Here is a 13,236-nt window from a genome sequence, read left to right on the forward strand (position 1 = left end):
ATTAAAAACTATGAAAAAACTATTGCTAAACACATTATTACTGTCTTTTATGGCGTTCAATGGTAATGCGCAACGAATTATGGACACCATGGATCCCAACTCCTCTGGAGCTTTATTTAGAAACAATGTTTTAAATAAAAAAGACTTGGCTAAAATAGAAGGCTCCGAATACCTTGTTGACGAATTTAGATTAGCGGAGGTTTCAGGTATTCCCCAACAAATCATGGTCCGATACAATGCAATGACCGATATGATAGAAGTTCAAAATGAAAAAAAAGAGCTTTTTTCGCTAATGAAAAAGGATCCTTTCAACATCATAACTATTATCCCTTTCACTGATAAAATCAAGCTTTTGAATTATAAAACTAAAGAGGGAGAAGCAAATGGATATTTAGTAGAATTATTTAATAAGAATGACGTTGCATTATACCGAAGAGATAGAATTACCCTTCAAAAGGGGAAAGAAGCTGTTAATTCATATGCAGCTGCTACACCAGCAAGATATGTTAAAACAAGTGACGAATATTATTTAAGTTTAAAAAATGAAACGGCTATAGCCTTACCGAAAAATAAAAAAGAATTTCAAGATCTTTTTCCGATGAGAAAAGAAGAAATTACAGCTTATCTTAAGAAAAATAACTTTTCTTTAAAAGATGAAAAGAGTATTATTGAAATGGCAAAATTCATAGCTAATTTCTAATACATACAAAAAAAGCTTCTCGATAGAGAAGCTTTTTTTTGTGCGGATAATAGGACTCGAACCTACACGCCTTGCGGCACCAGATCCTAAGTCTGGCATGTCTACCAATTTCACCATATCCGCGCAATTGTGGGTGCAAAGATAAACATAACTTCCAATTTTCAAAGTAATTTACATAAAAAATATTCATACTCTTTTTTGTACTTTTGAAATTATAAAAAAATTCAAATAATGGAAAATATTAAAGCATACGTTCAACAACACAAAGATCGCTTTATCAACGAGTTAATCGAATTATTAAAAATTCCATCCGTGAGTGCTGACACCGCTTATTCGCATGATGTTTTTGAAACAGCTGATGCCGTAAAGGCCAGTTTAGAAAAAGCAGGCTGCGATTTTGTTGAAATTTGCGACACTCCGGGTTATCCAATCGTTTATGGTGAAAAAATCATAGACCCATCATTACCAACCGTTTTGGTTTATGGTCATTATGATGTACAACCGCCAGATCCAATGGAACTATGGACTTCCCCTCCCTTTGAACCCGTAATCAAAAAAACTGAAATCCATCCCGAAGGTGCTATTTTTGCCCGTGGATCATGTGATGATAAAGGCCAAATGTACATGCACGTAAAAGCATTGGAATATATGGTTCAATCGAATACTTTGCCTTGTAATGTAAAATTCATGATCGAAGGCGAAGAAGAAATTGGCTCTAAAAGTTTGAGTTGGTTTGTGGAACGCAATCAGGAAAAACTAAAGAATGACGTGATTTTAATTTCGGATACCGGAATGATTTCTAATCAGCAACCGTCAATTACAACAGGATTACGTGGATTAAGCTATGTAGAAGTAGAAGTTACGGGGCCAAACCGTGACTTGCATTCTGGATTATATGGTGGTGCTGTTGCCAACCCGATAAACGTTTTAGCCAAAATGATTGCTTCACTTCATGATGAAAACAATCACATTACAATTCCCGGTTTCTACGATAATGTAGCAGAATTATCACTGGAAGAAAGAGCCGAAATGGCCAAAGCGCCTTTCAATTTAGAAAACTACAAAAAAGCATTAGACCTAAATGACGTTTATGGCGAAAGCGGCTATGTAACTAACGAAAGAAATTCCATTCGTCCTACGCTAGATGTAAACGGAATTTGGGGTGGTTACACCGGAGAAGGTGCCAAGACAGTGATTGCAAGTAAAGCTTTCGCTAAAATATCGATGCGTTTGGTTCCAAATCAAGACTGGGAAGAAATTACCGAATTGTTCACCAAACATTTCACAAGCCTTGCTCCTGCCGGCGTTACCGTAAAAGTAAAACCGCATCATGGCGGACAAGGTTATGTAACCCCAACAAACAGCATTGGCTACAAAGCCGCAAACATGGCATATACAGAAACCTTTGGCGTTCCCGCAATTCCCGTGCGTTCCGGAGGAAGTATTCCTATCGTAGCGTTATTCGAAAAAGAACTGAAAAGCAAAACCATTTTGATGGGATTTGGATTGGACAGCGATGCCATTCACTCTCCAAACGAACATTTCGGAATCTTTAATTACCTAAAAGGAATTGAAACCATTCCGTTGTTTTACAAATATTTTGTAGAACTGTCTAAATAATAGTTAGCGATATCGTCAGTTCGAGTTTTTTTGTAAAGAGAAACGGAACAAAAAAGTATCGAGAACCTTCATTAAATTCTATATCCGCTCTTATAAACAGGGCGGATTTTTTTTGGGCGTTCCCCGCTGAAAAAAGCGGGTCAGGCTGTCCGTTCTCAATCTTTTTATTTTTTAAAGAAAAAAAATAAAAAGGATTTCCACTCTCATCCTTAACGCAAACCCCTGACAACCAAAATATTTTTATTTAAAATTTGTATATTTGGATTTATATTCTACATTTGTAGAGCAATGTTTTAATCTGTAGAATATGAAAGCCACAAATCTTTATAAAATTGCCATCCTTTTAATATGTATAAGCCTAACTAGCTGTAAAATTAATCAAACCAAAAACGGATTAAAAACGGGTAAATGGATCCAAAATGAGAAATTCATGAACATCGAATCCAGTGCAACAGGAAGATACAAAAAAGGAGATAAGATTGGCACTTGGAAAGAATTCATGAGCGATAGATTACTTTCAAAAGAAAAATATAAAAAAAACAGTTGCCACATCATCAAATATCACAATACTGGAAAAATTCAACAAATAGGTGTTTCAAATAAAGCCATAATAAATTCAAAAATAGAATGGCTACCCACAGGAGAATGGAAATTTTATGACTCCGAAGGGATTTTACTTGGAACCAAAATCTATGAAAAAGGAATACCTGTTCAAGAAATTTACACCAAATAAAAAATAAACATGCAACAACTAACGAACGCAGAAGAACAAGTAATGGAACACCTTTGGAAACTCGAGAAAGCCTTTATGAAAGACTTGCTTGAAGCCTATCCAAAACCAAAACCCGCTACCACAACCATCGCTACTTTATTAAAAAGAATGATTGACAAGCAATTTGTAGCCTACAATGAATTTGGGAACTCTCGGGAATATTATCCTTTGGTAAAGAAAACCGACTATTTCTCGAAACACGTCAACGGATTGATTAGCAATTTCTTTAATAATTCGGCATCGCAATTTGCCTCTTTCTTTACTACCGAAACCAATTTGTCCCAAACGGAACTGGAAGAACTTAAGAAAATAATAGACAGTGAAATTCAAAAAAAGAAAAAATGAGCGACTTTCTAATCAAATCGACAATTACTTTATTCGTGCTACTGGCGGTGTATTATTTGTTTTTGGAAAAAGAAAAAATACACGTATTCAATAGGTTTTACTTGTTGTTCAGCCTTGCCTTTTCGATGATACTCCCATTTATAACCATTGAAGTTATTCAGGAAATAGCACAACCTACAGTCAATCCGGAAAATATGCAGATCCTACAAGGAAACGCAGTAATACTAGAGGAAACTAACTATCTGGCAATAGGATTATGGAGTTTGTATGCGGTAGTAACAATCGTTTTGGCGGTACGTTTTATCAGCAATATCAATAAGATTTCGTCTAAAATGAAGTCGAATACACCTATTGACTATAAGAATGCCAAATTGATTTTGGTTCCCGAAAAAACGTTGCCACATACTTTCTTGAATACGATTTTCATCAACGAATCGGAATACAACAACCGTCAAATTGAAGCTGAATTGTACACACACGAATTGACGCATGTAACCCAAAAACACACTTTGGATATTTTATTCATTGAACTATTGAAAACCGTTTTTTGGTTCAACCCCATTTTTATTTTTTACAAAAAAGCCATACAACTCAACCACGAATTTCTTGCCGATGAGAAAGTAGTGACCTGCTATAACAACGTTCCGTTCTACCAATCTTTATTACTATCGAAAGCAAACGAGAACCAAACTTTTTACTTGGCCAGTAATTTGAATTATTTAATAACTAAAAAACGATTACTTATGATGACAAAAACCACATCAAAAACAGAAGCTTTATTAAAAAAAGCAATGCTAATTCCTGTAGTAACTGCCTTATTGTTTTTATTGTGTACGAAAGTCGTTGCGCAAGAAACCAATGTAAAAAAAGAAACTACTCCTAAAAAATCCGAAAATTTATTTAAAACGTATTACGACAAAACTACTTTTAAAATCAAAGATGAAAAAGGAAAGATTGCCAGCGAAAAAAAATACAATGAACTAACTCCTATAGAAAAGAGGGCAATACCTTCCATCCTATCCAAGCAAAAAGAATTGCCTACAAACGAGGAACTTCTGGGGATTTTAAGTAAAGGAGCTCCTGAAGTGATTGAAATTGATGCGTACGATTCTGAAAATCAGTTTGTCCAAAAAGGGGAAAATGAAGTCTATAATACTGCTGGAATAACCGAAAAACCAGATTTTCCAGGAGGAATTATGGAATTTTACAAATTTGTCGGCAATAATTTTAAAACTCCAGAACAACCTAACTTAAAAGGAAAAGTATACATCACCTTTATCATAGAAAAAGACGGCAGTTTAAGCGATATAAAAAACATACGAGATATTGGTTTTGGAACTGGTGAAGAAGCCATACGTGTTTTGAAAATATGCCCGAAATGGATTCCCGGAAAAATGAACGGTGTCCCTGTTAGAGTAATGTACAGCTTACCAATAACTATTCAATCTGGAAAGGTGTAATTGTAAAAAAAGAAATCCGCTTCAAAAGAAGCGGATTTATAAAACTGACGTTTCACTGCTTGGCAATGTGGCGGATTTAGAAAACCTAAATCTTCAATTAATGACTAATTTTCCAAGTAAAAAACCAACTTTAAACTAAGCTGAAACCTCTCCGCAAAAAAGAGGAACAAAATTTTCTTGGAAATACCTCTAAAATCTTTACGATAATACCATAGTGTTAACGGCAGGCACTCTGTTCCGTTCAACACGGGCTTCATTGTTCGTGCTACGCACGCAACGAAACCCTAGCTGTTAGCAGACGTTTTTTGTGTATATGTCAAGTCTTTAAACCATTTTCATAAAATTTCTTTCCTAATTCGTTAATCATAAATAATGTTCCGTGTCTATGACCTATTCCACAAGCAAACATTAATGCTTCACCTATTTGGTCTCTACCGTGATTTGCGTAATTGTATTCTTTAGCCATTTTGTCTAAAAACAAAAATCCTTTTGGGTGAATATTATCTAGGACAGCCGTTAAATCGGTCAACTCATCCCAAGATATTTTCTCTTCTATGTGAGAAATTATCAATTTCGCTAAAATTTTTGATTTCTCTATTTGCAAAAATCTTTCATTTAGTAATGTTATAGTTTCTACCACTTGATTTTGATAATCAATGTCTTCATCGAATTTTTGCTTAAATTTTCCTAATTTGTCAGGTTTAATTTCGGATGAATGAAATTCTTTAAAAAATGTCAAAATCTTTTTTGTCTTATGTCTATCAATTATAGAATTACCAATATTGTAAAATGAAACAACTGACTTCACAAATGGAATTTCTTTAAGAACACCGTCTTTCAAAAATTCATCTAATGCTAATTCTGAATAATCAATTCCTAAATCTAATGTCTTACAACTAATTTCTTTTGAGACTATTTTAGTCATGTCGGTTGAATTGATACTATTTTCTTGTTCTCTGTTCTCCATTTGAATGATGTATTTGATTTCGTTTTCTACAAAATGACTTCTAACCTCTACATATGCGAAACAAACCTTCGTATATACTCCTACTTCTGGGTACCTTGGCGCAGGTTTGTTTCGCCTTAGTCATTCCCAAATGTAATCAAATTTTCTTACAATTTAGTAAAAAAACGACACGTCATTGGAATGCTTTGCGTGAGGGATGGCAGCGAAAATCCTTTATGTTTTTTCTTTAAAAACATAAAGATTGCAGCGAACAGCCCGACCCGAAGTTGCGAGGAGGAACGACGAGGCAATTTGCAGGGTCACGCCCATACTTCGGCGACGCTCAGCATAAATAAAGAATTTTAAAAAACAAATCCGCTTCAAAAGGAGCGGATTTATCAAACTAAAAATCTAAAAAACTACTAACTAAACTCTTTATCCGGATTGTATCCTAAATACGACATGGATTGTTCTTTGAAAACAACACCATATTCTTCTAATTCTTTCAAAATAGGCACATAGACTTCTTTACGAATAGGCAATTGAACTCCCGGAGTCGTAATTTTACCATTCAATATTAATAAAGTTGCCATTGCAACGGGTAAACCCACGGTTTTTGCCATAGCAGTATAGGTTTGATCATCACCAATACAAACCATTTTTGAATCTATTTGTTCTTTTTTGCCATGTATTTCGTATCCAAATTTGTGATACATGACAATCATATCTTTATCTTTAGGTTGAAGTGTCCAACTATCACTGAGTATTTTTTCCAAAATTTGAGCCGGAGTAGCATTCTTCAATCCTACTTTTTTATCACGATTGAACAAATCTAATTCTAACAATTTATCCCACATGATGTCATCTTGGTCAATTTTTAGAATCAAACGCGTTTTAATTTCTACTGAATCCGTTGGGTGATACGGTAAAAAAGAATTCACAAATTCTCTATAACTCATGTTTTCAGAATCTTCCATGATGTAACTGTCATCCGTCATTCCTAATTGCACAAACATATTCCACGCTTTAGAAAAACCCACACGACGAATCGTTCCTCTATATAAAGTAAGCACATTATCTAAACCATACACACTTCTGTATTTTAGGGAATCCCTATTCGAATAGGCTTCAAATCGCCCGTATCCTTCTACATCCAGAAACTCTGTTCTACGGAATAAATTACAATACGGAATGTATTTATACGTACCTTCCTGAATAAACTTGGCAGCGCCACCCTGACCGGCAAGAACGACATTACGAGGCGCCCAGGTAAATTTATAATTCCAAAGATTCGTATCAGACTCGGGGGCTACTAATCCACCGCAAAAGGATTCAAAAAGAAGCATTTCTCCGCCTTTTTCTTTAATCTCATCAATCACTTTCATCGCACTCATGTGGTCAATCCCAGGATCAAGTCCAATTTCATTCATGAAAATCAAATTATTCTCTTTGGCTGCAATATCTAATTCCTGCATGGCATCACTCACGTATGAAGCGGTAACCAAATGCTTTTTGTAAACAATACAATCCTTAGCCACTTCGATATGCAAATGAGCCGGCAACATTGAAATAACAATATTAGCTTTCTGAATCGCTTCTTTTCTTTGATTTTCATCAAAAATATCTAAGGCAATCGCAGTTGCATTGGGATGATTATTTGTCTTTTTTTGAGCTAATGCCAATGACAAATCACCAATAATAAGATGCAAGTTCTCTTTTTCTGATTTATTTAAAAGATACTGAATCAAAGATGAAGCTGATCTTCCTGCTCCAATGATTAAAATTGTTTTCATTTTTTATAATTATAACACAAACATACAAAATTGTTGTATTTATAACAAATAGCGTTGTTAAAATTTTTCATAAATGGCAAAAAATTCAACACCTGCTAAATCAATCCCTATTAAAAGTATCTCATAAAACACTTTTAATTTAAATATAGATGAGATACTTTTGTATTAAAACAAAATCAACATGGACAAAAAGATAATTTCAACAGGAGCTATTTTGGGAATGATTGCAATAATTCTTGGTGCTTTTGGCGCACATGCCCTAAAAAAAGTACTGTCTATGGAGCAATTAGCTACTTTTGAAACTGGTGTACGCTACCAAATGTACCATGCGCTGTTTTTATTATTTATTGGACTAATGAAAGAAGTACCTCAAAAAACAAAAAAAGCAATCTATTTTTTGGTTCTTTTTGGTATACTATTATTCTCTGGATCGATTTATTTATTGGCAACGAATGATCTCACTTCTTTTGATTTTAAAATTATAGGATTCGTGACTCCTATTGGCGGACTCCTATTAATACTGGCCTGGGGCGTTTTATTAATGAATATTATGAATAAAAAATCACAAAATTAGTAGAATCAAACTGTATCTGAAATATAATTTCTACTTTTGCAGTCTATAAAAAAGAAACTACACAACAATAAATTTATGGACAATAACACGCTTTTCTCGCAATCGATTTCGTTAAAAGAATTAGGAATTGAAAATACAAAAATTCATTACCAGTTATCCCCTGAAGAATTACACGACATAACAATAAAATCAGGTCAAGGAATTGAAAGTTCTACTGGAGCATTAGCCGTAAATACAGGAGAATACACAGGCCGTTCACCGCAAGACAGATATATAGTTAAAGACAGCATAAGTGAAAATCAAGTTTGGTGGGGAAAAGTAAATATTCCTTTTGAGCCAGCTGCTTTTGAAGCGCTATACAATAAGGTCACCACTTATTTATCCAACAAAGAAGTTTTTGTCAGAGACTCTTACGTATGCTCTGATCCAAATTATAGATTGAATGTTCGCGTAATTACAGAAACACCTTGGGCAAATTTATTTTGTTACAATATGTTTTTAAGACCTGAACAGGAAGAATTAGCAAAATTTAGCCCAGAATGGACTTTACTTTGCGTGCCTAGTTTTATGGCAGATCCTGCAGTTGACGGAACTCGTCAAAGCAATTTTGCGATTCTTGATTTTACAAGAAAAGTAGTTTTGATAGGCGGAACCGGGTATACAGGAGAAATGAAAAAAGGGATATTTTCTGCTTTGAATTTCATTTTACCAGTTTTCAAAAACACCTTACCAATGCACTGTAGTGCCAATGTTGGAAAAGACGGTGATACTGCCATTTTCTTTGGACTATCAGGAACCGGAAAAACAACATTATCAGCAGATCCAAACAGAAAATTAATTGGTGATGACGAACATGGTTGGACCAATGAAAACACTGTTTTTAATTTTGAAGGAGGTTGCTATGCAAAAGTGATAAACCTTACTGAAGAAAACGAACCAGACATTTTTAGAGCTATAAAAAAAGGTGCAATCCTTGAAAATGTTGTTCTTAAAAAAGACACCAATGAAGTTGATTTTGAAGACATTTCCATCACTCAAAACACTCGAGTAAGTTATCCTATTTACCATATTGACAACATTCAACCTGGTTCTATTGGGAAAAATCCTAGAAACATCTTTTTTTTAACTGCCGATTCATTCGGAATATTACCTCCAATTTCTAAACTGACTCCTGGGCAGGCTGCGTATCATTTTATTTCTGGTTATACGGCAAAAGTTGCGGGTACAGAAGCTGGAATTACAGAACCTCAGCCTAATTTTTCTGCTTGTTTTGGCGCACCTTTTATGCCATTGCATCCGACAAAGTATGCTGAAATGTTGAGTAAAAAAATGAAGGATGCCAATGTAAAAGTTTGGTTAATCAATACCGGTTGGACTGGCGGTCCTTACGGAACAGGAAGTCGAATGAAATTAAAATACACGCGTGCCATGATTACCGCTGCATTAAACGGAGAATTAGATGATGTAGCTTACGAAAACCATAAAGTATTTGGAATTGCAAAACCGCAAACGTGTCCAAATGTTCCTAATGAAATATTGAATCCGAGAAACACATGGGAAGATCCTGAATTATACGATAAAAAAGCGGTAGAATTAGCTCAAAAATTCAAAGCTAACTTCGCCAAATTTGAAGAATTTGCCAATGCCGAAATTATGGCAGGAGCACCATTAGCCTAAGTTAATATTAATTCAAAAACCAATTGAGCCGTTCGTAAAGAGCGGCTCTTTTTTTATACGCAAAAACCTAATTAAAAACATACCAACTATTTATACCAATATTCATTTTTTGGCGTTAAATTTGTGATCATCAATCAATCAAAAAAATCAATCATGTTAAAACAATTTTTTATCCTTTGTTCCGGAGCTGACAAAGATCTTCTTGAAGGCTGTTCCGAAGGCGAACAAACCAAATATGTTGGTATTGGCGCCACCGTTTTCTTCACCGCCATCATGGCTTTTCTTGCCAGTTCTTATGCGTTGTTTACCGTTTTTGACAGTATATATCCCGCAATCGCGTTTGGTATAGTTTGGAGTTTACTTATCTTTAATTTAGATCGTTTTATTGTTTCCACGATTCGAAAAAGAGACCAGTTTGGAAGTGAATTTCTGCAGGCAACCCCCCGAATTATTTTAGCGGTAATTATTGCGATAGTGATTTCAAAACCATTGGAAATTAAAATCTTCGAAAAAGAAATTAATACCGTTTTATTGAAAGAAAAAAATGCCATGGCTTTGAATAACAAAAAAGAAGTGGCCAATTATTTCAAATCGGATTTGGACAAGAACAAAACTGAAATAGCAAGTTTGAAATCGGAAATTACCAAGAAGGAAAAAGAAGTCAATACACTCTATGAAACGTACATCACAGAGGCAGAAGGAACTGCCGGAACTAAAAAATTAGGCAAAGGCCCTGTTTTTAAAGAAAAAATTGCCAAACATGATTTGGTGAAAAAAGAGCTGGACACTTTACAAAAAACCAACTTGGCTAAAATTGCTGAAATGGAGAAAAATACCAAAACCCTCCAGACCGATTTAGACAAGAAAGTTACCGAAACCCGACCTATTATTGATGGATTTGACGGTTTAATGGCACGGATCAACGCCTTGGATAAATTACCTTGGCTGCCTTCATTTTTTATTATGCTCTTATTTTTAGCCATAGAAACCTCTCCTATTATCGCCAAACTTTTATCCCCAAAAGGCGAATACGATTATAAATTAGAAGATTTAGAAACGGCGCTAAAAGCAACAATCGAACAAGACAAATACCAACGCACTTTGTTGGTAAAAACAAGTGCTGTTATGCACGATAAAGTCTATGGTGACATCGCTGACGATAAAAAACTGTATGATTTACAACGAAAAAACGCTACCGATTTATTAGAATTACAATCCAATAATTTTGTAGAAAAGCAGAAAAGAACTCTTTAGTCTAAATGTTAAAAAGTCATATAGTCAAAAGATATCGTATTCCCTTTTGACTTTATGACTTTCGACTTTAAGACTAATTACATAAAACTCAAAATTTCTTTTTTGAAAGCATCATATTCGCCTTGCAAAATCAATCCGTTGTCAAGCAATTTTTTATAATTCTGCAATTTTTCAAAAAGTTCATCTTGTGATAAATCGCTCAAAGATTTGTCTTTTGATGTTACTGCAATCTCCTCGAATTCTTGATTTTCAGCAGTGAAATTTGGTTGTGAAACCGGCATTATTTCAGCAAAACTAGTCACTTCTTCCGTTTCCATTTCTTCGATTATTTCCACTTCTTCTATTGGAACAATCGGAACCTCATCCATCATGGTTGCATTTAATACAGACCCAACTTTCAATATATCCAATTGTTCTTTGGCATACGTAAAAATCTTTCGCGCTTGGATTTTAGGAATGTAATCAATGGAAACTTCCATATTTGTTCTGGTTGTGAATGAAAACTCTGAACCAAGAATATTTTCTTTTACAAAAGTACCTTCAATCTCATCCCAAGTGTAATCAATAAAATTCATTGAAAGTCCCAGATTTTTGGGTTGACAAATGATAATTCTTTTATTTGTCATCACAATACTATCTGGCAAAACGGTAATCGCTGGTTTTTTTTGAACAGCAATATATCCAATTTCTTCATTCTTCATCAATAAATCACTCAATTTTGAAGCGATTTTTTCAATAGCTTTTGGGTCTTGTTCTTCGTTTAAAAACTTCTTAAATTGTTCTTTCATATGATATGCTGAATTTATTTCAGTATGTGTTTATAATTTCTATTCTGAATTTATTCGCAAAAGTAATGCCTAATTTTCTAATTCTTAAATTTCACTCTGCAATTTCTTTGTTAAACTTTTGAAAACCAATTCATAGGAATGGTCAATCAACTCTTTGACAAGCGTATCCGAAACTGATGTATTTACTGCAATTGTATTCCAGTGTGTTTTACTCATGTGAAAACCCGGCTGAATAGCATCGTACTCCGCGCGTAATTCCTGAGCGCGTTCCGGATCACATTTTAAATTGACTGATGGCTGTCCTTTTTCCCATTGACTTAAAGACGACAACGCAAACATTTTCCCGCCCACTTTAAATACCAATGTATCTTCATCAAAAGGAAAATATTCCGTTACTCCTTTTTTGGAAAGACAATATTCGTAATACGTTTCTAAGTTCATTTATTGAAATTATTTTAAATTACTTTAATTCAAAATTTATAATTCATCATTTAAAATACCATACAAAACTGGCTTACTGGGACTTGCATCATTCTCGAAAGAAGCAATTTGTAAATTCAACAAATAACTGCCGTCTTTCACCTCATCTGGAACAAAAATCATTTCCGTTATGGTGCAATCCAATCGTGCATCAACATTCAAATTATTGATATTGGTTACATTCCAAAATGCTTTGTGTGCCAATAATTTCCCATCATCTTTTTCTTTATCGACACTGGGCAAGTCAATCAGTAAATGCTGAATCCCGCTTTCGCGAATGAATCCCGCAGCATCTTGATCCAGATAAGATGGATTGGTATTCGAATATTTTAGTGATTTTTTTGTTTTAAAATTAGGAAGAGTTCTAATAATTATGGCATCAGGAGTTTTTCCACCCAACCCCTTTTCAATCTGATCTTTAGTTATCACCAAATCTTCTTGTTGTATTTCCGGTACAACCGAAATCAATTCAGCCAAAAAGAAAAACTGTTTCAACGACTGATTAACACTGTAAAATTCTCGTGTAATATGACCCAGACATTCGGTGTGGGTTCCGTGTCCGTGTGGATTGAAGAAAATGTTATTAAAGTTTGTTGAGGATTTCCCTTCCGATACTTTTCCAATCCAATCCCCAAAAACCACGGGCTCAATTACTGGTTTGTCGATATACCAAGCAATTGGATTCTCATCAGTATTCGTTAACGGAATCGAAATATCAATGGGTTTTGATAAATCGACTTTGAAGTTATCAATAGTTGCAATCATAATTATTTAACCACAAAGGGCGCTAAGATTAACACCAAGATTACAAAGCATAGTGGACTTTA

General features: G+C 34.5%; 13 protein-coding genes and 1 tRNA gene. 8 read left to right on the forward strand and 6 right to left on the reverse strand.

Features of this window, described 5'->3' with window-relative positions:
* Positions 1 to 10 precede the first annotated feature (10 nt).
* On the forward strand, positions 11 to 700 hold the full coding sequence (locus E0I61_RS00695; RefSeq protein ID WP_132068741.1) for a hypothetical protein: 690 nt from the start codon (positions 11 to 13) through the stop codon (positions 698 to 700).
* Between the two features lie 41 nt (positions 701 to 741).
* Here the strand turns inward: E0I61_RS00695 and E0I61_RS00700 are convergent.
* A tRNA-Leu gene (locus E0I61_RS00700) sits at positions 742 to 823 on the reverse strand.
* A 108-nt stretch (positions 824 to 931) separates the two neighbouring features.
* Between E0I61_RS00700 and E0I61_RS00705 the strand changes: the two genes are divergently transcribed.
* From E0I61_RS00705 to E0I61_RS00720, 4 genes are all read left to right on the forward strand, one after another.
* On the forward strand, positions 932 to 2,320 hold the full coding sequence (locus tag E0I61_RS00705; protein WP_132068743.1) for a dipeptidase: 1,389 nt from the start codon (positions 932 to 934) through the stop codon (positions 2,318 to 2,320).
* A gap of 430 nt (positions 2,321 to 2,750) precedes the next feature.
* Positions 2,751 to 3,053 (forward strand): hypothetical protein, encoded by a 303-nt coding sequence (locus tag E0I61_RS00710; RefSeq protein WP_165930162.1) that lies wholly within the window; start codon positions 2,751 to 2,753, stop codon positions 3,051 to 3,053.
* 9 nt (positions 3,054 to 3,062) lie between these two features.
* On the forward strand, positions 3,063 to 3,437 hold the full coding sequence (locus E0I61_RS00715; RefSeq protein ID WP_099713699.1) for a BlaI/MecI/CopY family transcriptional regulator: 375 nt from the start codon (positions 3,063 to 3,065) through the stop codon (positions 3,435 to 3,437).
* The gene (locus E0I61_RS00720) at positions 3,434 to 4,897 is read left to right on the forward strand and encodes a M56 family metallopeptidase (protein ID WP_132068747.1); all 1,464 of its coding nucleotides are present in this window, start codon (positions 3,434 to 3,436) and stop codon (positions 4,895 to 4,897) included. The genes E0I61_RS00715 and E0I61_RS00720 overlap by 4 nt, the downstream gene beginning before the upstream one ends.
* Before the next feature lie 316 nt (positions 4,898 to 5,213).
* Here E0I61_RS00720 and E0I61_RS00725 read toward each other — a convergent pair whose 3' ends face one another.
* Both E0I61_RS00725 and E0I61_RS00730 read right to left on the reverse strand, forming a co-directional pair.
* Positions 5,214 to 5,864, reverse strand: coding sequence for a hypothetical protein (locus E0I61_RS00725; protein ID WP_132068749.1), 651 nt, complete (start codon positions 5,862 to 5,864; stop codon positions 5,214 to 5,216).
* A gap of 401 nt (positions 5,865 to 6,265) precedes the next feature.
* The gene (locus E0I61_RS00730; protein WP_132068751.1) at positions 6,266 to 7,636 is read right to left on the reverse strand and encodes a saccharopine dehydrogenase family protein; all 1,371 of its coding nucleotides are present in this window, start codon (positions 7,634 to 7,636) and stop codon (positions 6,266 to 6,268) included.
* A 181-nt stretch (positions 7,637 to 7,817) separates the two neighbouring features.
* Between E0I61_RS00730 and E0I61_RS00735 the strand changes: the two genes are divergently transcribed.
* The 3 genes from E0I61_RS00735 (at position 7,818) to E0I61_RS00745 (ending at position 11,141) form a co-directional block, all read left to right on the forward strand.
* Entirely contained in the window at positions 7,818 to 8,210 is a 393-nt protein-coding gene (locus E0I61_RS00735) for a DUF423 domain-containing protein (protein ID WP_132068753.1), read from the forward strand.
* A gap of 75 nt (positions 8,211 to 8,285) precedes the next feature.
* Complete coding sequence (pckA, locus tag E0I61_RS00740) at positions 8,286 to 9,887, forward strand: phosphoenolpyruvate carboxykinase (ATP) (RefSeq protein ID WP_132068755.1); 1,602 nt, start codon at positions 8,286 to 8,288, stop codon at positions 9,885 to 9,887.
* Positions 9,888 to 10,040: 153 nt separating this feature from the next.
* Positions 10,041 to 11,141, forward strand: coding sequence for a DUF4407 domain-containing protein (locus E0I61_RS00745; protein WP_132068757.1), 1,101 nt, complete (start codon positions 10,041 to 10,043; stop codon positions 11,139 to 11,141).
* Positions 11,142 to 11,218: 77 nt separating this feature from the next.
* Here E0I61_RS00745 and E0I61_RS00750 read toward each other — a convergent pair whose 3' ends face one another.
* The 3 genes from E0I61_RS00750 to E0I61_RS00760 all read right to left on the reverse strand — a co-directional run bounded on the left by E0I61_RS00750 (position 11,219) and on the right by E0I61_RS00760 (position 13,174).
* Positions 11,219 to 11,929, reverse strand: a complete 711-nt coding sequence (locus tag E0I61_RS00750; RefSeq protein ID WP_132068759.1) for a PH domain-containing protein — start codon at positions 11,927 to 11,929, stop codon at positions 11,219 to 11,221.
* Positions 11,930 to 12,013: 84 nt separating this feature from the next.
* Entirely contained in the window at positions 12,014 to 12,370 is a 357-nt protein-coding gene (locus E0I61_RS00755) for an MmcQ/YjbR family DNA-binding protein (protein WP_132068761.1), read from the reverse strand.
* A gap of 36 nt (positions 12,371 to 12,406) precedes the next feature.
* On the reverse strand, positions 12,407 to 13,174 hold the full coding sequence (locus E0I61_RS00760) for a cyclase family protein (RefSeq protein ID WP_132068763.1): 768 nt from the start codon (positions 13,172 to 13,174) through the stop codon (positions 12,407 to 12,409).
* Positions 13,175 to 13,236 lie beyond the last annotated feature (62 nt).

The sequence above is a fragment of the Flavobacterium ranwuense genome, from assembly GCF_004349315.1.
Lineage (GTDB): Bacteria > Bacteroidota > Bacteroidia > Flavobacteriales > Flavobacteriaceae > Flavobacterium > Flavobacterium ranwuense.